Genomic DNA, 22909 nt, shown 5'->3' on the forward strand with positions numbered 1-22909 from the left:
TTTTAATTATGAGTCTTGAATGATTTCTTGCAATTTTTGAATGCTCAAAACATTATCATATCTTCGATGAACCATGCGATGACAGTTAGCACATAGTGGTACTAGGTCTGTTACGGGATCAATAGCTTCTGGCTCTTCTAGCGTATGAAGTGGTTGAACGTGGTGAATTTCAATATAGTTTTTGCCATGTTCGCCGTACTTTTCTTCAAATAAAAATCCACAGCCTACACAACGCACACCATGAACAGCAATTGCTTTTTTACGATTAGCAAAACTTCTTTCGTAGCGACTACCGTAATAGTATGTGACCGCACCTTCTTTAATAATACCTTCTTCAACATCCTTACTTTCTTCGTCTGCTAATAATTCATCATCTGAAATAGCAATATCTTCTTCAGCTAGTTTCAAATAACTCACGTAGGTTTTCACCATCTTATTTGCATCCGCATACGCCTCACCTGCTTCTTCTAGTAGCTCAATGAGTTGTTCATGCGTTTCTCCTTCAAATAAACCTCTGTAATCTGCCTTCATTCCAAAGTAATAAAGCAAATTAGCGGAAACGCGCCCTTTTGTGTTGCCATTATGTCCAAGCACATTAATATCTAACCAGCGATGAGGACGATTGTGCACAAGGTGCTCTACAATAACTCTACCTTTTAACAAATTAGGGTGTTGCAAATATTCACGCTTTCTTCCTGAAGGCTTTAGCAATGGCAATGTATATGTATTTCCTACTGTGATAGGATGACCACCTAAATAAGAGTAGTAGTAATGCATAGCTTGTTGCTGCTCTTTACTTACTTTTTGCTCAATTATTTGGGCTAATTGTTCAAGCTTATTAATATTCAATAAATTATCTTGAGTAGCTCCCCAGCTCTCTAAGTGATTTAAGCATGTCTCAATATCATTCGCTGTTAATGAAGTATGGCCCATTAACCATTCGCTAAAGGCTTGTCTATTCATAATAACATCCCCTTAATTTCCTAATTATACCGATTGTAGCAGCTTAAACTTTCGTTTTCAATAAACAAAAAGCCGCTTCACTAAGAAGCAGCTCATGGATATTAAGATTGGTTCATCGGTAACTGACTAAGGTCTTGACTTCTCCCACCCCTAAAGGAGTGGGATTCCAAAGGAGATTGATTCTAACGAACCCTTATCCGAAAGCACACATTAAACAATGCGTACTCTTTGAGGGTGAGCCAAGCACCCTTTAGCTTGTAAGATACGTGTATCTATCAAGTTACTTTTGCGTAAAATATTTAACGCTCCGTTTATATCGGCATTGACAAGTATGCCTTTAGCGGTTTGATATAAGCCTCGCTTGATACGCTTCCCTGAAAATGACATGTTTTGTTTTTCCGCTGTCCACACTGGTAAAGCATCATTATCAAAGAAACTCGCCTTACTTGTATAACTTTCCTCTTGCTCTACATAGTTAATGCCGTAATGCTCACATAGGTTATACAAATATTCACGCAATAAACCGAACGGAATTTGTGTGAATTGTTGGTTGTTCTTCTTCCCTAAATTCAGTCCACGCTTAAAGTCCTTGTTATAGCCAATGACAAGCGTTCCAATCTGTTGCCCTTTACATAGTTCAATAATGGAACGAGCAACTTTCCTCATGTAGTCCTTCACACGATTATTTCGCTTTATATCCATACTCGCTAACCTATTTGTATATTTCATGCCTTGCTTTATGGCGATTGATTGATACTTTGCCTTTTGTTTGTTGTAGTAATGGTTGATTGATTTTAAAGGTTTTCCATCGTACAAATACGATAGCCCATCACTTGTAACACAAGTAGCTACATTGTTTAAGCCAATATCAATGCTCATAGCCTTTTCTTTGTCCAGCATTACTGTTTCAAATGGTTGTTCGTATACATAGTGAATGTCAAAGCGTTTGCCTTTCGCCTTTGGAATAATGCGTACTTCCTTTAATGTTTTCCCAACTAATTGTGGTGGGAATTTTATCTTAATTTCTTTTAATCCACTTTTCTTTTTGTAGGCATTTGAAAGTGGTATGAAAAAATAACCATCTTTCACACGAATCGCATTTGTGCTTAAAATTAAAGGGAATAGTCCGTCTTTCGCTAAATACTTAGGTATTTTTACATCTTGAAAACGGTATTCACCTTGTTTTGCCTTCTTCATAAGATTGAAAAAGGATTTGAAACTACGGTCTACAACCTTTAAAATTTGTTGGGAAATACCCGCTTGCAATAGCTTATAGTTTTCATTATGTTTAGCAACATGATAATTTGACTCATACGTTAAAAACGACTTTTCTGTGAAGTAATGTTGCCTTATATTATACAAACTGACATTATACAAATTTTTACTAATACTACAAAGCTCTCGTAATACTCGATACTCTTGTTTTGTTAAACCTTTCATTCGATTTACTTGTGTTTTAAATGTTTTGTCCATCTTTTCACCTCCTTGCTATATAAATATTATATAGTAAAATCACGAAAAAGAAAAGAGAAAGCATCGAACAATTTGCTCGATACTCGCTATCATCCCACAGCTAAAGCAGTGGGTTTTCTCGCTCGTTCAAAGTATAATACAGCTTACCTTCTTGGACGACCGCTTCATACACCACCTCAAATGGCTCGGTAGCAAAACGTTCGGCAAACTCGTGATAACGCGCGCGGATAGCATCGCGGCTTAGCGTGCGCTTCGCCTGCAACAGCTCATCAATGGTCATTTCAAACAAAGCCGCGAGCTGTGGCAACATCGTAATGTCAGGGTAGCTGACTCCCTTCTCCCATTTGGAAACGGATGCTTTTGTGACATTGCAAAACTGTGCCACTTGCTCCTGCGTCCAGCCACGTGCTTTACGTGCTGCGGCTAAGGTTTTATCAATTTGGATCATGCGCTCACTCCCTCTCTACCTCCATTGTAAAGTAGCGCACTACGAAATACTATCGCGCCATACGCTACTTTGAGTGGCAAAAATCAACTGCTAGGCAATAAAAAATAGCTAGAGGAAAACACTTGGAGATGATGTATGGGCAACAACAATTTTAGATTGTCTTTTATATCATTCCGTAACCTTTAGCTTTAAAGAGGATTCCTATCGTATGGCGGAAAAAAGAAAGTTGCCTTCAGCGGCTGAACCGGTGAAATGAGGATTTTCAGTTCTGCGTTTTTGGGGATTTTCAACCTGATACCGTAGCTTTTAACGGAGAGATAATTTAGAATGGGAGTATGGATAGGACAAGGCAACTTTTAGTGGCTCACATTTTAACGACTTTCCGAAAGAAGTCTCCCATCCTCAAGGAGTGTGAAGGTGTGAATAGCACCAATGAGTAGGTGGGAGATAAATTTCGGTTGGCTTTAGCCAAAGAATTTGGTAAAATATAGACATAATGTTCTTTGACAACTGGATATATGGAGTTGCATACGGAAATAAGAGCGAAAACCAAGCCCCTCGTATGCGTAAAATATCCAAGGTACTAAAAACATTGCGTATCAGTAGGGTTGGAATGCCCCGAATTCACGCTCGTGGAGAACACATAAGACTTGCTTGCAAGCTATGTTCGTGGAAGCGAGAAGCCCCCACTTCAAACGAAGTTAAGTGGTGGGTAGTTCACATAACAAAATACAGTAGGTTTAGCTAGTATTGAGGAACAAACCACCTCTATGATTTTTTTGAAATAGTATACTTTTTAGTAAGCTTAACTTGGCAAAGGAGAAGAACTAAATGTCATTTATACAGCTTATCATTCTCTACATCGGATTTTTACCTTTGCCCATTTGGTGCATTGTATTTTGTGTAAATTTGGTCGAAATATTAAAAAAGGTAAAAAACGAAGAAAAAACTACAGCTAATACCTTTTGGCTTAGTCTATCATTTACTATTATCATGTGTAGCATGGCATCTCTAATAATAAGTTCTCATTAAATGCGCTCTTTAATGGGGAATTTAAGAGGCTGGGACAAAAGAAAAAATGTGAGACGATTTTCAGAATCGCCTCACATTTTTTTACTTTCAAGCGCATTAAATGATTTGTTTAGCTAAGAAAATTACCACTCAAATTTTATATCTCTCCTAAAAATCGAGTTATGTCCCAGCCTCAAACACTAAAACTTTATTTAGTATGAACTCTAGTAATAGTATATCTTTGCGTCCAACCGGTTAGACTGCCTTCTCCAACTTGAACCTGTATTTTAATCCACTTACCTTTGCTTCCTACCACTTCAACCTGTTGATCTTTAAGTATTTTGTCTGGATGGATTAATGGAGCGGACTTTGTTTTTCCCGCTCGTAAAAAGAAATCTTGTTTCGTAGTAGCGATGTAGGTTTTTTTCTTTTCACTTTTGGTTTTCTCAGATAGTAGCCCTTTCCATTCATTTATTAATTCTAAGATATCAAGCCCTTCTAAGTTCTCAGCAGCAAGTGAAAAATTTAGAATAATAAAAACGCTAATGCAGAAAAACACTACAGATAATATACTTTTCCCATAACGTTTAATCAGTATTTCTAAATTGCCTCTTAATACCCCTGTATCCTTTTCTTTTATATCACTTACAGTTATTGTGGCGGGCACTCCACTGAGTTCATTATTAACCTCAATATCTTTTACCTCTCGGAGAATCTCATCTATAGTAAAGCCTTCAAGAGTTAATGTTAAATCTTGGCTGTTTTCGTAAACTTTGTTGCTTTTAAGATGAAAAATAAATATTGTGATACAATAAGGTTATAGGTTTGAATGCGATAAATTAAGAACAGGAGGGAATGTCTTGGACAGAAAATATATTCTTTTGTTTGCAATTATAATAATCGGATTACTATCTGCGTGTTCTCCCAACGGTGATAAAACTGACAATGGCAATACAGGTGAAATTAATGGCATAGAAAAAACTGTTTCTAATTTTATAGGAACAATCAAGGATATTAACGGTCATAGGGCAATCGTTAATGCTAAAATTGGCGGGGGAGAAGGGGATGTGTTTGTTGACCTTTCTGTGAATAAAGATGAAACATTCCAAGTCGGGGACAAGATAAAAGTAGAATACGATGGCACTATTTTAGAATCGAGTCCTGCCAAGATAAATACACTTTCTGTTGAATTGGTTGAATAAATACTTTTTCGTTTAACTCCCCTAAGTTCAATACGGACAATACAATATTACAAATAAGAACGTTCAGATAGTCTGAGCGTTTTTATTTGCTGATTGTAATGCAAATTTGCCGTTTAAATGTATGTTAATTGTGTTGTAATTTGTATTGTTTTTAGCGTTTTCTCCCCGTCATCCGAACCTGTATAGCAGAGTAATGTGCTATTCTTTTTAATTCTTTACGAAACAGTCCTTAAATTATTGACTGTGGTGTTGTTCGATTTTTGACACGCTGAAATAAGCATTTGCTCAACTCGTTTTTCAAATGCTAAATTCTTCCCTAATTCAAGCCAACGAAACCAGTAAAGGTAATTATCCAAGTATTTCGTTGCAACCCCTTAAAACCTTTCCATCCAAGTCTTCAAGCGGTTATGAAAGTTATTGACGTGTTGAATATGGTATATGCCTTTCTTTACACGCTGTTTCTGTCGTTCATTGACCGTTTCGTGCTGTAATCCCTTTATTTTGGCGAATTTTTTATAATTTGTTGCTGTATCCGTACATAACAAAGCAGACGGGTGAATATACTCACCTATCACTGTGTCAATTTCTTCGGCTTTAACACGACCTGTTCCAGCTTTTCGAGCAATCACACTACCGTTGCGGTCTTGGGCTACAACAACAGCAATTTTAAGGTTTGAAATACCTCTTTTCTCGTCTTTCTCACCACGCTTCTTGGGTTTTCTGTGGATGATTTCGCTACCTTTCATAGACTCACGAAAGAAGGTTTCGTCACTTTCAACGATACCTTGCAATTGATTAAACCCAAGACTGCCTAATGCGTTCAAGATTTTATGCCTCCAATAGAAAGCGGTAGAGATATGAATTTCTAAACGTTCAGCGATTTTTGGCAGAGTATATCCTTCAACCATTAGTTCAATGTACTTTACCCACTTTTCAGGGTAGCGAGAGCCTGAAAATGGGGTGTTCGTCATATCATTGAAAGATTTCCCGCAATCATTACATAGATAGCGTTGTCTCGAACGATATTTACCGTTCCGCTTAACCGATGTGCTTCCGCAATGAACACAGCCTAAACCAGAGGCAAATCGGGCTTCACGAATGCTTTTGAGTAGTTTAGTAATTTTATCTGGTTCATCTGGAAACAAGTCTTGTTTCATCGCATTAAATAACGCCATTTGCTCTGATTTGGTCAATTCACTGAAATCTTCATAAACATCTTCCCACATACTTGAACGCCTCCTTAAACCCCATTATATCAACCTTTTAACAGTATGGTCAAGAAAGCCACAATCTATACGAAAACAGCCTAAATCTTTCATCGCGCCTTTGCTATTTACTAATTGTGTAAAATTTACAGAGTCAAATAAACTCACTTGTTTTTTTAAGTCTTCAAACATACCCTCTTGTTGCCTCATAATATCAGTAAAACTATTATTAGACGTAATGGCTGCCGCAGTTTCTTTTAACGTTTTCCACTGATTGTTGTTCAGCCCCATATCTTGTGCAGTGTTAGCAAATTCAGTAACATACTTAAACGCTCCGCTATCTAAAATTGATTGAATGGAGCTCTGTTGTTCCGCTATTTTTCTTAATGAACTCGGCATACTAGATTCAAATAGCTCCTGTTGCTTTATTATTGCTTTTAACGCCTCATTGTCATAAATACTCAATCTGTTCCCTCCTAAGTAAATTTTTAATAGAATCCCTTAAATCGCAATATTTACCACCAATTAAGTATAGCATCATATTTATTCAATTTCTCAGTTCAATATGTCTAATTATTATGCAGGCTGTATTTATTGTGGTAGCAAAAACATTAATCAACTATAAAAAAAGCAGAGAGAAATGTACATTTCTCTCTGCTCTGTGTTATCCAAGTAATTGTTTCGCTTGTGCGAGTTGGGCGGCAACTTGTGTAAAGCCTGTGCCACCCAGTGAGTTGCGTCGGCTAACGGCTGCAGTTGGCGCTAGCACGTCGTATACGTCGGCTTCGATTAAGGCGCTCTCCTTTTGCATATCCGCAAGTGGTAAGTCGAGTAAATAGTAGCCGCGCTGAATGCACGTAAATACAAGTTTACCTGTTACCTCATGTGCCTCACGGAATGGCATGCCTTTTGTTGCAAGATAATCGGCAAGTTCCGTCGCATTCGAGAAGTCACTATGCACCGCTTCGTGCAGGCGCTTCGTATTTACCGTCATCGTACGCACCATGCCCTCAAAGATTTTAAGCGAGCCAACCAGTGTATGCACCGTATCAAACATGCCCTCTTTATCTTCCTGCATATCTTTGTTATACGTTAGCGGTGTGCCTTTTAGGACCGTTAGTAAGCCCATTAGATTACCGTACACGCGCCCTGTTTTACCACGGATTAACTCTGCCATATCAGGGTTTTTCTTTTGTGGCATGATCGATGAGCCTGTCGAAAAGGCATCGTCTAGCTCGATAAATTTAAACTCATCCGTTGACCATAAAATGATTTCTTCGGCAAAGCGTGATAAGTGTGCCATAACGAGTGAGCTATTGCTTAAAAACTCTACGATAAAGTCGCGGTCACTTACCGCATCCATGGAGTTAGCGTACACACTGCTAAAGCCGAGTAGCTCCGCGCTTAGTTCGCGGTCAATGGGGAAAGTTGTACCTGCCATTGCCCCTGCGCCAAGCGGCGAAATATCAATACGTTTTAGTGACTCCGTAAAGCGTGCTTTGTCACGCTCAAGCATCCAAAAGTACGTCAGTAAGTGATGTGCAAATGAAATGGGCTGCGCACGTTGCAAGTGTGTATAGCCTGGCGCAATCGTTTCGACATGTTGTTCAGCCTGCGCTACAATCGTTTGTTGGAAGGCTGTCAGTAGCTCGATAATTTCGGTTACGCGATTTTTTAAAAATAAATGCATATCTGTTGCGACCTGATCATTACGGCTACGCCCTGTGTGGAGCTTGCCGCCGACTGGTCCGATTTCGTCAATCAGCATTTTTTCGAGATTTAAATGAATGTCTTCATTCGCTACCTCAAATACAAGCTCACCTTTTACTGCCTTATCCTGTAATGTCGCAAGTCCTGCTAAAATCGCAGTTACGTCAGCCTGCGGTAAAATACCGCACTTGCCAAGCATTGTGACATGCGCCACGCTGCCTGTAATATCCTCTAGTACGAGTTGTTGGTCAAAGCCGATAGATGCCCCAAACTCGTCGACCCAGCTTTCGGCTGATTTTTGAAAACGACCGCCCCATAATTTTGTCATTGCACGTCTCTCCTTACTTATTTACTGATGAGTTTACTACTGTTGGTAAGCCCCATAGCTCAATGAAGCCAACCGCCGAATCATGGTTAAACATATCTTCACGTGAGTACGTAGCGAGTTTTTCGTTGTAAAGTGAATTTGGTGATTTACGTCCTTCTACAATGGCATGCCCTTTAAATAATTTAACGCGCACTGTACCGTTCACGTACTGCTGTGTATCTTTTAAGAACGCTTGTAGTGATTCACGCAGTGGTGAGAACCATAAACCATCATAAATTAATTCCGTTAGTTTTTTCTCGATTACTGGTTTAAAGTGTGCCAGCTCTTTTACTAATGTAATGTCTTCAAGCTCTTTATGCGCCGTTAACAATACTTTTGCGCCTGGGATTTCGTATACTTCACGCGATTTAATACCAACTAAACGGTTTTCGACGTGATCGATACGACCAATGCCGTGCTTACCTGCAACTTCGTTTAAGGTTTGGATTAAGTCAGCGAGTTTCATTGCCTCGCCGTTTAACATAATTGGCGTACCATTTTTAAACTCGATTTCTACGACTTCTGCCGTATCTGGTGTTTTTTCTAATGGGTTTGTTAGGCCGTATGCTTCTTCAGGTGGTGCTACCCAAGGGTCTTCCATAATACCCGCTTCGTTGGCACGTCCCCATAAGTTTTGGTCAATTGAGAATGGTGAGTCTTTTGTTGCTGGCACTGGCACGTTATGTTCGAGCGCGTATTCGATTTCTTCGTCGCGGCTCCATGCCCAGTCACGTACGGGTGCAAGCACCTCTAAGTCAGGGTTTAATGCTTTAATCGAAACCTCAAAACGCACTTGGTCATTACCTTTACCTGTGCAGCCATGTGCGACAGCTTGTGCGCCTGTTTGATTGGCAATCTCTACTAATTTTTTAGAAATCAGTGGACGAGATAGCGCTGATACTAATGGGTACTTTTGCTCGTACCATGTATGTGCTTGTAATGAAATGAGTGCGTAGTTTTCGGCAAACTCATCTTTTGCATCTACCATATATGATTCAATTGCACCAACTTGCAGTGCTTTGTTTTTAATAAACTCAAGGTCTTTACCTTCACCAACGTCAAGGCATACTGCAATTACGTCCCAACCTTGTCCTTTTAAATAAGGAATTGCTACTGATGTGTCTAATCCGCCTGAATAGGCAAGTACTACTTTTTTTGTCATAATGTTTCCGCCTCCGTTGTTTTATGATGTTGGTATCTTATCATGGTATAAAAATGAGCGCAAGTGTATTTTTATAAATTCTTATCCTTTCTTTTAGCCAAACGCTTATTTTGGCTAATTTGCCGCATTTGCTAACTAATTTACGTAGCTTTTATCTTTTTTCACATCTAGCGTTTATACTTTAAGGTAAGGAGATTCCTTATATATAAACTGCTCGAAATGTTGGCGAAATCGAGCGATGCATATATAAATTTGAAAGCTTAATCACAATTCAAACTATAATTAGTCAACAAAAATCACTTTTTGCATAAGCATTTGATTATTCTGATAAAATGGTACATCTGTATTTCCAAGAACTGTTGGAGGAACATTTGAGAGTTCATTAAGGTTATCCATCGGGACAACAACGCTCCTTGCACCGTTCTCGGACAACATTGTCACTTTGTCAGCAAAATTAGTTACTCGTTCAATCGCTCCACCTATAGAAATATTTCCTAGTACTGCAAGGCCGGGCTTTAGATTCTTTTTATAAAGTGCTGAAATAATCGCAACATAGACTGCTGAACCTATACCTGATGAGATACCAGCTCCTAATAAGTTCGTGACTTGAATAGTGATGTCGTAATTTTTTAACGAATGTTTATCACTCAAGATCGTCGTCTCGTTAGCTTTTATATACTGGTATGTATTTTTAATATTTTCTTTTACACCTATATTATTTACACCAGTTATATTTAATTTCCCTGATCCGACTACTATTGCTGTTTCAATTCTCACTAAAGCAACATTTTCACCATCACTTGTACTTGTATAACAAACACCTGGTGACAAAGGGGTACTTTCGATAAGATTTGATCCTTTTTCTTCAGGTAAGCCAACAAAAAATTCTTCTTGTGTTTCCTTGTCAATATAAGAAAAATTCGTATCCCAAAACTCCATACCGCCGATACGCTTCAATTGCTCTTTCACTCGACGACGCATCTCTAACGCTATTTCTAAATATTCTTTAACATCGTCTTTTGTATATTCTCCATCAGGATGCATTAATTTTATAAAACCTGACACTGTCTTTTTAACAGGTTTAGTATCACGTTGTTTCAAATGTGATCCAAGAGAATAAAATTTTTCAACTACATCCGTGTATGTTACACGTCTTAATGATTTTAACGACTCAGAAAAATAGTCTGTACTAAAACCAAAACTTGATGTGAAATGTTGTGGAGCAAATTTTATCATCTCCCAACCTGGAAGATAGAAATGGATCCTGTCAAGAAACGCTGTATCATTTTTCACTTCATCTGAAAGCGGACTAAACAGATGTGATGTTTGCAAGACTGTTTCAACAGGTTGATTGATATTACCATTTAAGATGATAGAAGCAACTCCCGTTATTTCACCGCCAGCACCGGCTCGTGAGAAAGAACCAGATTCCATATAATCTTTCATTAATGGAACAGCATCTCTATCTTTAAAAATCTTATCCGTTGCCTCGTCAAAACAAATCGCATCCCATTGTCCTACTGCTCCAACTTTACCAGTTGATCCATGGACGAATAACTTTGCAACAGTTCCTTGACCACCAGAAATCAATACTGCATAAGGTGTCAATTCTTTAAACACAAAAGATTTACCAGTAGAACGTGGTCCAAGTTCGATAAAATTGAAATTTGATTCTACCATAGGAAGTAATCTTGATAATAGAAGCATTTTAGTTCTATAATTCATGCCCTCAGCATTCGGCTCATAACCACAACTTCTTAATATAATGTCGAGCCATTCACTCTTTGTAAATTCTTTACGTTTATTAATAATCTTAGTATTATCAAAGCTAGACAACTGAATAGGCTTTATTTCTGTAATTACAAAAGGGAAAATATTTTGACCAACTTTTATATTAGGGTCATATTCTACATCGACTATTGCCCAAATCCCCCCCATTAATAACTTCTCATGTTGTTTCACAAGAGCATCACTAATATTTCCGTCTTTAATATTTATATTTTGTAACTTTGCCCAGTAAACATCCTTTTTTGAATCTAATTCAACCGATATTTTATCAATAATTTTAAAGCGACCTCTCTCACGAATCCTAGATTGGATTAAAGTGCTTTCTTCTGGGTTAACGTAATGTTCACTTAGTACCTTTTTAACATTTTCCATACCGATTCTAATTTTTTCATCATCATCTGTTGAACAAGAATTCGCTATTAAAAACTCTAATACAAACACAGGAACATTCGCTCCAACTTTTACAGAACGAACGAGATCCTTCTTTACAACAAATCCTCGGAAATGATCTAGTAACTTTTTATCTAAGTCATCCAATATAACCATAACTACCGCCTCCACTCACCACAAATACATACTCTTTAGAAATTTCATTTGATTCGTAAATCCTTAGAATAGCCCACCTAAATCTCTAGCATTATTTTGTTTAACAACTGCAAAATCTAGCTGCTTTTTTGTGGTAGCATCTAAAAGTTGAATTTCAATTTCAGAATTGCCATCAAATGAATACTCTTTAATAATTAGCTCATTTCGTTGAATCGTGAATATATCACTCTTGTTAAATTGCTGTTTGTTTGCAAAGAAAGCTAAGTAAACTTTTCTATCTAAAGAAAATAAATCTCCTTCACCATTCTCAGCCTGTATCTTTACTGAGAACAGCTCACCAGTAACATCTTTCAACTCTACTTTATTTGCAATTTTAACCAATAGTGACACTGTGGAAGTTGCAGAACGTTCCCAACAGAAATAAGGCGTAACTAACTCTTGTGGTGATAATCCCCCATGCGAATATCCATATAGACCGGGAGTTTTGAAAGGATTAATATTCTTCGCAAAGTATAGATACTCATATTGCTTATAACTCCTTTTAGCTTCAATTAGCGATGGTAAATGGTCCGATAGTTTACTTTCTGTCCTAATATATCGTTCCGACTTTTCAAATACAACACTTGGAGAAATTGAAATCTTGTCTGCTTCAGTTAATAATCCTGTTAATACAAACCCATGGTCTGAAATTAGATAAACTTTTTCATAACTGCTAGATAATAGCAGTGAAATCTTTGCAGCAAAAAATTCGACTGTTTCGGGTAAATATTTAAGAGCTTTTTGCTGAAGCTTTTCACCCATATCATCGATGTCTTTGTACGTACAAATTAAAAATTGTTCAGCTTTTACTTCTTCACTTACCTCATCAAGACGAAGAAACGCAATTGATACACCTAGATTTTGAGATACAAGGTACTTTTCTCTATTGCTTTGAACCGATTCTATTACACCATTATCCATATAGATACGGCTCATGTTATTTTCAGTCTCACTAGGAAAATCCGCAAGAATTACAGCCTTTGTGAGATTTTCCGAGCCTCTAACTTTACTAGCCACTTGCTCAGCTAATTCGTAAGTAACACCATCTCCAACAATTATAGCCGTCTTTATACCGTCATTTTCAGCAATGATTCGCTGTAACGTTCCAGTCTGATTTTCTTTATAATCACTCCAATATTCGAACCATTTTTCAAGAAAAATCGATAAATATTCCTTATAAAGGTCCTGAAATGGCTCAAGGAGGTCTTGATTATTAAGAAATTCTGTATACAAGTTACGTATTGCTGTATCTAATTTGAAAAAATAATTTCGATAGTAATCCATACATTCATTGAATGAACTTAAATAATTAATATTTTTCGAATCAAATTCAAGTAAAGTAATGATGTCAGACCAAAATAGAATATTTAGAGCTTTTGCTTGTTTACTTTGGTGACGTTGACGTATTTTAGAAAGAATATTAGAAATATAATCTTTATCCATAATTCTTTCTCCAATTTCCGCAAGCCATTTCTCGTCTATTTGTCGAAATGGATGATTTATATTTACATCCCAAGTTCCTATATTAGAAATTAATACGTACTTATCAAGATAGTCGTTAAATGATTGTTTGTAGGTAACCGAATCCAGCCAGTTTTCATATACTTCATAAAGTATTTTGTTACAATCGTCTTTGGCTAAGCCATCAAACATAGATTCAACTACTTCACTTGCGAGTGTCGTAGCAGGCTTGGGGATGTAATCTATATCAAGTAATTCGTTCACTTCTCGATAAAATGTTTCAAGAAGTTGAGCATCGAAACTTTTTTTAGAATAAGTAGTTGGATCATGAACAAACGGTAGAAGCTCTTTTTCTAGGTTAAAGATTTCAGCAGACCCTTTATGACTTAAATCCATCCAGTATGTCTGATCTTTTCCGATACTAACTTTTGCTGCAGTAATCAGTCTTTCCTTGGAAAGATTGATATTTATATTAAGAGACTGATGTACCTTGTCCTTAATATAATTCTGCAAATAGCGAATTTCTAAGCTTCCACACGTCTCACAATACTCCCGGATGAACTTAAGTTCATCTTTTTTTAATTGAGTATAGATTAAAAATTTCTCATTACTTGGTTGAGCCTTTTCAATCAGATACTTCACTCGCAACTCTTCTACTTCATCCTCTGGTCGATATATGATGTATTCACTTTTTACGGTTTGTAATAAAAACTCCGCTTCACCAGATTCATCGATAAAAACAGCTATTGGATGGTTGTCAAAAATGTCTGTTAAATCTTTTTTGAACCAAATATCAATCATAACTCAGACCCCCCTACCAATCCGCATTAAGATACTTTTTAAGTTGACCAGCATTAAGTACAGCATAAGGAATCATGCCTTTTTTCTGCAATGGTGCAATATTTTTACCAACCCCATCGTCAAGGATTGGATTATATCCTTCGGAAAGAAGTTCATCAATCTTTTCTTTAAATGCTTCAATCTCTTTTAATTGTTTAAAAATCCGATCTTTTTCATTCTGCGCCTCCGCACTTTCATTCCCAGCAAGATCACTTTGACGATTAACCAAGGAACGCTCACGGTGCTCGATATAGACAGAACGCAGACGCATTAGTTTATCTCGGCTCCATTTGTAGATAATGATGTAACAATCAAAGCCCTGTTCTGGACCGCTGGAAAGATGCCAGATGAATGGAGTAGCAGGTAGCTGCTTAAATAACTTTAAGTGATCGGATAATTCTGCAAACAAATATTTATTAAGATAATCATGGATAGAGTAGCCTAGGACCGTATAAAAACTGGTGTATTGGGCTGAGCTAAAGCCTTTCTCTCGGAATTTTTCTTCAATACGATTTTGCATTTCCTTTTCACCTGCATTAGGCACTAATGGGATTATGCCGTCTTCATCCTCCATGAGAATTTCCCTAATCATATTAACCAAAAATTCCATTGCTAGTGAATGCATCCGCTGCTGTGGAATCACATTACTCTGCTTAAACCAGTACCACACATTGATGGGATTGACATGATGATGAATACAGAACTCTTCAAGATTATTATTGCCATTATAAAGATTTGGAAAACTACTTGTAACCTTTTCACGCTCTTCAAAGGTAAATTCTCTAGTTGGAAGTGAATCGATAAAATAACGAATTTCATGCAATGGGAACCCTTTGGTCGCTTCAGTTTCAGCAAGATAGGAAGTACGTGCATCAGGCAGAACTGGCAGACTTCCAATGCTCTCTCCTTCTCCTTCTAAAACCATAGCCTTGTCCTTTTCAGTTAGGTCGTATATCTCAAAGATTTTTTCATTAATGATGGCTTCGTTTATTAGAACCTGAGTGAGTAGATGATTTTCATAATTTAGATATCTCTTTAAATTATCCTTAGCAGAAAACTTTCCTTCTCTTGATTCAAGAGGACTTCGTTTATAAGTTTTTTCAACTAAGCTATTTGTAAAAATTTTATCTTGTATTTCAATATTCTTTTTAGATAGAGAAGTTATAAATTTTTCCGAATCTTGAGTAGGAATAATTACTGGGATACGTTTAATGTCTCCAACCTGAATATTTACAGTAGGATTTAGGCAGTTCGCTATAAAGTAAATTATTTTGGAGTTCAGAAATGCTAAAAAATAGTATACATTGTCAAAATCACCCTCAATGAATATACTTGATCCTCCTACGTCGAAAATACATCCTTCAGGTAAATAACGAAACGAAACTCCCTTTGATCCAGAAGCAGAATAAGTAATACCTTCACGGAAATAGTACTTTCTATTAACTGCGATTCCACCTGGAGTATTTATCGTATTAAGATATTTGCACCACTCAATAATCTCTTCACCATCGTTTTTCCAGTTTACTACAGCCCATAAGTTACCAGACCATTTTTGGTAAGAGCCACCTTTTGAATATGGAAACCATTTATCATTTTTCGAAGTTTCCCCATCACTGGAAACCTCCCACCAGAAGCGAAGAAATCTATTATTATTACCAGTTTTTAAACCTACTCGAACACCGAGATAATCATCCACAGTTTTTTCTGTAAACTTCTCCCGGAAGTCATCAGAAATCCAGTAAATAAACGGCCAGGATTTGATAATCTTTAGTTTGGTTTGTGAAATGGTGTATGAATGCGCTTCTAGTAATCCTGAAACGAAGTTATCATAAATTTCGCTAAATATTTCTGGTTTGTTTGTATGATTTTTATATTTTTTTAAGTCGAAGTAAGTTCCCTCTGTTTCAGTTTTCCCTTTCTCAAGAACGTACATTACTACATCTACTTGGACGTCAGAATTTGAGAATACGCCACCAAGACCTAGTTCAACCAATAAATTGATGTTTGTCTCTGTCAGAATAAACTTACGTACATCTTCAAATGTTTTGATATACATGAATGTTAACGGGTGAAGCATCGCTACAAAACCATTTTCTCCAACAAGGTCAAAGCAACGTTTAATAAATGTAGCATATAAATTTGTGTGGAACTTGTATGGCTTTTTGTAATTGTCTTCTACAAATTTCTTTAACTCCGTTCCAAAGTCTGCACTGTCAGTATATGGTGGGTTGGCAGTGGCTACGTCGTATTCTGTAGTTAGCAATTCAAGGAAAGTGATGGCATCTTTTGTTTTGCTAGTTAGGAAGCTACTCCCCTTAGTTTGTGCATATAGCTCAACAGCTGTTTTTAAATTTTTAAAAAATGTTGTTGAAAAATTTTCTTCTTCTGTCAAAAAGGCTGATGTAAATAGTGTAAACTCTCCTGCATCAATCTTCCCCTGAACTTCACTTAGTCTCGATTTAAGTTTTTCGTCTAACCGAATCAGCGAGCCAAATTTATAGGCATGTTGTAAATCTGACCATACTTCTTCAATCAGATCTTGCTGTTTACTATCTAAGTTATTTCCTTCAGTGAAAATGTGTTTTACTGAGGAATAATCTGGTAAATAAAAATCAGAAGAAACGACATTATAAGAAAGTTCACCAATGGTTCTTCGTTTTTTCTTCGCTTTAATAAACAGTCCTAGTTGAGCTAATTGTACGGCTCGATCGTCCAAATCAATGCCATGCAGGTTGTTCTCGATAATTAATTTAGGAATATCCTTTTTATCATACTCCCCATCATGGTTGTCGATTTGATCAATATAAAGTTCATAGAAAAAGTCAAACGCATACAACATGAAGTTTCCAGACCCACAAGCTGGATCAATCAATTTTATTTCGTGTAATGGTTTGATTGCTCTTTCCTTTGCTTGAGGAGGATTGGCGATTTTGTAACGGTTTTTAATTTCGGAATCTGGGTACATTTCTAGATAAATTTTCCCAAGTGAATTTTCTACTAAAAACTTCACTACCCACTGCGGTGTATATACTTGTGATTGTAGTGATACCTTGTTAAATTCTGTTTTATCACCACTATCCTTATGCATTTTTTTCTTGTTATTGTTATAGCTTTCATATAGCCAACCAAGAACATCATCACTTGACCAAATGGCCGCATCTACTTGAGCATCTTTTTCTACTTCGTTAAATGCGTCGATGATTTCATTTAAACTAATCGCATCAGGTAACAAGCCGTATGGATAAGTATTACTGTAAAGCAGAAGATTGCTTCCTAGCTCATTAAATGCATATTCAATATACTCTCGAATTCCTTCTAGTTCCTCTGAACGCATATGTGGGTTAATCTCAAGCCACGCTTTATGTCCAAAAGAACGATCACCATGCTCCGATAGTTTTGTTAACACAGGTGCAAATAGTGACGAAGCCTCCATTACTTTTACAGCTGCTAAACGATTAAATAATGTAAAAGTTAACTCATCTATTAATTTTTCTCGTGCGCCTTCATAATTTCCTATCTCACTTAGATGAGATTCGAGCAACTCTTCAAAACGCACTCGATTCGTTCTATGTTCTAACGGTAGTTTCTCAATTTCAATTTGTTTCTTTTTCCCAATACCTAAACGAGATAAATTTTTATCGTAAGCTGCTTCAATCAGATTTCTAATTGAATCTACATGTTCCGAAAGCTTCATTAGTTACCATCCTATTCATAAAGTATCAATTTCTAACTCGATTTCTTCTTCTGGCCTTGCTGCGCCAAGTATTGCCAATTGATTTGTAAGAAGTGCTTTATATTCTTGAACAGTCATTACTTTGTTTTTAATTTGAAAATTTATTTTTCGAGGTTTCTTAGGAACTGGTTGTCCTTCATCCTCACCTTCTTGCTCTCGCTGAGGTGCTTCTGAAACAAAACTATTTTCAATACCAAACAGATCCTGTTCCTTCAATCGAACTAATTGAATATAGTTAAGTATATCTGATAAGGAATATCCACTTTTTTCACAGCTTATCGTTTGATTTAAAATAGGATCATTAATAATTCGTTCCATACAGTAACGCTTAAGCTCATTTAATTTTTTCTGATTACTATGATTCAATTCAGCTGGGTGACTTTCTAATTTTTTTAATGCAGCATCAACTTTTCCATTTAACATTTGATACTCGAAAGTCATATTAGTTGTCGCTTTTTTCATCATTTTATAATAGTTATCTTTAACAATTTGAACTTGTTCTTGCATACTACTGAAGTTTTTAACCATGTTTTGGTTGTATAGTCTATTAAATTCTTCTGTTGCATCCTCAATAAGGACTTCTGATTGATTCGCTTTTTTAAGTTCATTTGTAACATCTTCTACAAACCTTTTAAATGCTTGCACCTTCGAAAAGTTCTTTTTAATAAATTTTTGAGCCTTTTCTATTGTTTTGATTGCTTCTGAGAATTCATCTCTATTAGCAAGAAAATACTCCGCTCGATCAATGTAATTGTTTTCTGTCATTTTCCCAGTGAAACCCTGTAAAACTATTCTTTGCTGAGCCACGATAGGGAATAGAGTCCCGAATTCATTCACTGTATTTTCTAATTCAGATATCTTACCTAAAAATTTATCAGCAAACTTCCCAATACTTTCTGCCAACTGAAAATCATTCGTATTCCAATCAATTTTTTCGTTAAGATAAGTATCAATTTCAAGATCCAGTAGCTCTTGAACAATTTCATTTTTTTGATTAGAAGAAAGTGTAGCTGTAAGAGATTTAAATGATGCTGATCTGAACCTTGTAGCATTTGTAAATGCTTCATGTACTGCCAAATGTTCATGAGAAAGCCATGTTTCACCATTATATTTAACAGATAGACGTCCCGATCTAAATAATACTGCTAATGTAGATACAATCGTTCCAAATGAATAACCCCATGGTGCGCCTGAAAAATCTGTATCAAGAGTACGACCATCCACGTATCGACTTTTTATTTGATTATTAATTTCTTCAACAACCTTTAAATTTTCACCAATAAAATTCCCATGAGTGTCGAAAAACTTAAAATCGTTAGTTGAAAATAATTTACTAAGTTCTTCTTTTTGACTCTTGAAAATTTTAGGAACTAAAGCTTCAGCAAGTCCAGAAGATAATTTTTTTGTGAAGATATTTTTTATCATCTTATTTTGGTTTTCATTCACAATAGATTTAAAATTGGTCTCATTTAACGTGTAATCATCAAACATATAAACCAAAGTAGCATGATTATAAGCATGTTCAATTTTTAACAATAAATCTTTTTCTTTTTCTTCACGAATTATTGAAAAATCACGAATAATCTTACGTATATTAGCATCTGAATCATTAGCATATTTATCTTCTATAAATGTATATTTACTAATCTCATCAATTAATTTATCAATCTTTTTAAACTCAACATTTTCCGGGATTAGTGTAATACAATCTTTTTGATATTGAGTGTCCATCTTAATGTTCTCAATAAAATCCTGTCTGTCTTCGTTAATATTATACAAACTATAAACTTTTAATTTTAAATCCTTGTTATTAACACTCACTAATTCATCATCTTGGTCTGAATTTATGCTGAATTTAAAATTATCCGAGCTTACATTCAATGAAGAAATAGAAGTAAATAATTTTTCCTTTTTTAAATAGTTAATTAGTGCTTGTTTTTTATTATGTAGTGGCACATCAAAGCCATTCATTTCTTCAAGGAGTTTTGTTTCAAGTTCAGATGTGATTTTGTAATTATTGTTTGATAATAACAACACTTTAGAATCCACTAAACATGTAAGCGCTTCTTCAATAATAGGTTTCGTCTCATAGTACATGTTAATATCAGAAATATAACTTTTTGTTATACTTTCTACTGTAGGAAAAATGATAGCTGAATTATCTAAAAGGTGGATTGTCTTCAGTAATTCCCCTCCGTCTATTGGGCTGCTTTGCAATATTTTCTTTGCAGAATCATATTTATTTACTAATCCAGAGTCTGGAGATGTTTGTGCCTCATTACATATCGAGTAACCTGTAGCAAAATTAAAAAGACTTTCATCTCTTATTTGTCTTTTAAGAATGTCAAATGTTGTTATAATCATTCCGCGTGCTGCACTTTGTGTAGCAACTAATGCATTAGAACTGAATAAAAACTTTTGTAAAATATCAAATTGATACTTGTGAAAAGGATAATAGATTGAAAATTCTTCTGCATTTTCTGTTTTAGTTGGAAAATTCGATTTTAAATTAGTCGCATCTGATATTAACCCTTCATTATTACTATAGTATTCTAGTAATTGTTGCTCACCTATTTCTGTTTTTTGAAGAAGACGATGGCGAATAATAACATCAACTTCTGTTGCTTCTAAATGAATTTTTGTCTTAAAGCGATCTGTTACTTTTGTCAGCTGGTTCTTACTTACATTTGCACTATTTATAACATCATCCAATTTTTCCTGTGCGATAGCGATTGTCCAAACCTTTTTCTCAATACTAGAAAGCATTTCACTTATTCCTTCCAAATCAAGTAAAGTAAACTTTCTCTGACTAATCGCTTCACTAGCTTCATCAAATATAAATACAAGCGTTTCATCCTGTTGGAAATTCAAGTATCTTTCCAAAACATTTTTAAATTTACTAGCTGAAAAATCTTTTATAGCATTTTCGTAAACTTTACGTGTTTCTTCATACTCAATTTCACTGTAACCCATTTCAATAAAAACTTTTCTCATAACTTTTGCTACTGTACGGTTGCTTGTTTTTAACTGATCCCATTCTTGTCCCTCAAGAGACTTCGTTTTTATTTTAAATTCATCAAGCTTTCCATCAACAAAAAGGTCATATTCCATATATCCATAGATATCATCACGGAATCCGAGGTTTTTCAACAAGTTCGCAAAAAGAGTAAATGCTAAGCCATTGTCTGTATTCTGTTTGGCAATATCGAGAAAAACAACTCTGCAATTAATCGAGTCCAAATTTCGAATAGAGTTTTCAATAAGGCTTTCATCCTTTATACCTTTAAGTCGTGGAATAAATCGATCTCTTGCACTCGTTCCGTTAATCATAGGATTACCGATGATATAACCAATTATTTTACCAAAATACGACTTACCGGAACCATAAAACCCGGACAACCAAACACCTGTTTCTTTTATATTTGAAGTAAATTGATTCGTAAAATTATAGAGATGTTCACCAATCCCTTCTGTAACAATGTAGGATTCAATTTCTGTTTGAATTTCTGTTTCTGATCGGTCTTCAAGATCAATTACACTTTTTATATCTTCTTGAAAATTAATCGTTAATATTTCGTTTATTTTTTTCATATAGCTTCCCTCATTTCACTAATACGCAACGATATTTCGAAGCAGGTTTATAATTTAAAAAATACATATTATCATTTTCAATTTTTGATGGGTAAAATATCACAAGAGGACGTTCCATTTTCATTATGCTTTTGTGCTCCATAATATTTACATTTTCAATTCCAGTCCCTAACAAACAACCTGTCCTAATTAAAATAGGAACTTTATTTTTGTTATTAACTCTATCGATTTCACTTATAATTAGGTCGAATAAATCCGTTTCAGGATCATCTGAGTGAAAAACTAAGTGCGGTGTACTCTTGAAGTCATTATATAAAGCTTCAAATGATTCCCAGCCTTCTTGATCTATATATTGAACGAACAACTTACTGATGTCGATGAATTCTGCTTTCTCAGCAAATAACTCCTTTGCTTTTTGAATGTACAATTCCTCATCAATAGGCGAGTAGGAAAATAAAATGCTATTTCCTCCGTTTGCTTCACGAAGAAGGTGATCCTGACTATCAATATGATGTTTCAAATCGGTAAACTTCTTCTTATGATTAATTATATAAGTCATAACATACTCCTTTATGGCTATGAGTTAGTTCAACATTTAATTTTATACCGTTAAAATTCATATTAAAAAACCCTTTTAAGGCAAGTTTTTTTATTCGCTCTTGTAAGTCATCTGGATGTATAAAGCCTATTGATAAAAATTCATTCGTGAGAATATTGTAATTTTCGGGTTCTTTTAACTTTAAAAAGTATATGAATAAAACTTGTGCTTCTGTAGATGGATGAATATTCTTAAATGTTTTTATTCTACCTGTATTTAACACCCCAAGTTTAGTCATAATATTTAAGTACTTAGTTGAAAGGGTATCAATTGTAATTTCAGACCAATTTAGATTAAGGGATTGTTTTTGAAGTAGCAGCTCCTTTAGATATGAAACGATATCATTCTTTGTGATAGTTAAACGTCCAGAATAATAAATTTTCATAAAAACATCTTTAGTTATTTCTCTAAATAATCTATTATTTAAAGCAAACTGCCAAATCATTAATAACGCTTTGTCTTGTTGAGGTATAAACTCATTACAAACTCCCTGTATTAAATCTCTATGGTCCTCATTTTTAAATTGTAAAAATGTTTTTACCACAGCACTTTCAATCCTTTTCCGACTTTTTTCAGTACGGATGTTAAATTCATTTCGTTTATGAATAAGGTCATGCAAAGTATCACTTTCATTAAAATAAGAGTCAAATGCTTTATAAATAACATTCAAATCTTTAAGCCCACCTATAATGTTGATAGCAGTATCATAGTTGTCGTTATCTATTGTTTGTTTCAATTGTTCCACCAGGTAAGTCATCTACTTTCCTTTAAA

The 22909-nt window shown here is 35.5% G+C and carries 14 protein-coding genes and 1 pseudogene; 1 reads left to right on the top strand and 14 read right to left on the bottom strand.

The genetic code is table 11. The features are described from left to right. Positions 1-6: 6 nt before the first annotated feature. The 4 genes from DDE80_RS04390 to DDE80_RS04410 all read right to left on the bottom strand — a co-directional run bounded on the left by DDE80_RS04390 (position 7) and on the right by DDE80_RS04410 (position 4562). Positions 7-963 carry an HNH endonuclease gene (locus DDE80_RS04390; protein ID WP_108306473.1) on the bottom strand — a complete coding sequence of 319 codons (957 nt, stop codon included), beginning with the start codon at positions 961-963 and terminating at the stop codon, positions 7-9. Between the two features lie 210 nt (positions 964-1173). Next, complete coding sequence (locus DDE80_RS04395; RefSeq protein WP_108306474.1) at positions 1174-2436, bottom strand: RNA-guided endonuclease InsQ/TnpB family protein; 1263 nt, start codon at positions 2434-2436, stop codon at positions 1174-1176. A gap of 100 nt (positions 2437-2536) precedes the next feature. Further along, entirely contained in the window at positions 2537-2884 is a 348-nt protein-coding gene (locus tag DDE80_RS04400; RefSeq protein ID WP_108306475.1) for a helix-turn-helix domain-containing protein, read from the bottom strand. Positions 2885-4103: 1219 nt separating this feature from the next. After that, the gene (locus tag DDE80_RS04410; RefSeq protein WP_108306477.1) at positions 4104-4562 is read right to left on the bottom strand and encodes a hypothetical protein; all 459 of its coding nucleotides are present in this window, start codon (positions 4560-4562) and stop codon (positions 4104-4106) included. A 193-nt stretch (positions 4563-4755) separates the two neighbouring features. Between DDE80_RS04410 and DDE80_RS04415 the strand changes: the two genes are divergently transcribed. Next, positions 4756-5097, top strand: coding sequence for a DUF3221 domain-containing protein (locus DDE80_RS04415; RefSeq protein WP_108306478.1), 342 nt, complete (start codon positions 4756-4758; stop codon positions 5095-5097). A gap of 215 nt (positions 5098-5312) precedes the next feature. On the opposite strand, the pseudogene DDE80_RS04420 reads toward DDE80_RS04415, so the two are convergent. The 10 genes and pseudogenes from DDE80_RS04420 to DDE80_RS04465 all read right to left on the bottom strand — a co-directional run bounded on the left by DDE80_RS04420 (position 5313) and on the right by DDE80_RS04465 (position 22873). Then, a pseudogene (locus DDE80_RS04420) lies at positions 5313-6323 on the bottom strand (IS1595 family transposase). 24 nt (positions 6324-6347) lie between these two features. Beyond that, a complete protein-coding gene (locus DDE80_RS04425) occupies positions 6348-6767 on the bottom strand; it encodes a hypothetical protein (protein ID WP_108306479.1) in 420 nt (139 codons plus the stop codon). A 199-nt stretch (positions 6768-6966) separates the two neighbouring features. Then, positions 6967-8340, bottom strand: coding sequence for an argininosuccinate lyase (gene argH, locus DDE80_RS04430; protein ID WP_108306480.1), 1374 nt, complete (start codon positions 8338-8340; stop codon positions 6967-6969). 13 nt (positions 8341-8353) lie between these two features. Further along, the gene (locus DDE80_RS04435; RefSeq protein WP_108306481.1) at positions 8354-9541 is read right to left on the bottom strand and encodes an argininosuccinate synthase; all 1188 of its coding nucleotides are present in this window, start codon (positions 9539-9541) and stop codon (positions 8354-8356) included. Between the two features lie 282 nt (positions 9542-9823). Then, positions 9824-11875 carry a protease Lon-related BREX system protein BrxL gene (gene brxL, locus DDE80_RS04440; protein WP_108306482.1) on the bottom strand — a complete coding sequence of 684 codons (2052 nt, stop codon included), beginning with the start codon at positions 11873-11875 and terminating at the stop codon, positions 9824-9826. A 63-nt stretch (positions 11876-11938) separates the two neighbouring features. Further along, positions 11939-14176 (bottom strand): PglZ domain-containing protein, encoded by a 2238-nt coding sequence (locus tag DDE80_RS04445; RefSeq protein ID WP_108306483.1) that lies wholly within the window; start codon positions 14174-14176, stop codon positions 11939-11941. 13 nt (positions 14177-14189) lie between these two features. Further along, the gene (pglX, locus tag DDE80_RS04450) at positions 14190-17909 is read right to left on the bottom strand and encodes a BREX-1 system adenine-specific DNA-methyltransferase PglX (RefSeq protein WP_108306484.1); all 3720 of its coding nucleotides are present in this window, start codon (positions 17907-17909) and stop codon (positions 14190-14192) included. Between the two features lie 15 nt (positions 17910-17924). Continuing rightward, positions 17925-21539, bottom strand: coding sequence for a BREX system P-loop protein BrxC (gene brxC / locus DDE80_RS04455; RefSeq protein ID WP_108306485.1), 3615 nt, complete (start codon positions 21537-21539; stop codon positions 17925-17927). Positions 21540-21549: 10 nt separating this feature from the next. Then, on the bottom strand, positions 21550-22098 hold the full coding sequence (locus DDE80_RS04460; protein WP_108306486.1) for a hypothetical protein: 549 nt from the start codon (positions 22096-22098) through the stop codon (positions 21550-21552). Further along, positions 22082-22873, bottom strand: coding sequence for a BrxA family protein (locus DDE80_RS04465; protein ID WP_161952265.1), 792 nt, complete (start codon positions 22871-22873; stop codon positions 22082-22084). Before DDE80_RS04465 ends, DDE80_RS04460 begins: the two co-directional genes overlap by 17 nt. Positions 22874-22909: the final 36 nt, after the last annotated feature.

Source organism: Metalysinibacillus jejuensis (genome assembly GCF_003057615.1).
Lineage (GTDB): Bacteria > Bacillota > Bacilli > Bacillales_A > Planococcaceae > Metalysinibacillus > Metalysinibacillus jejuensis.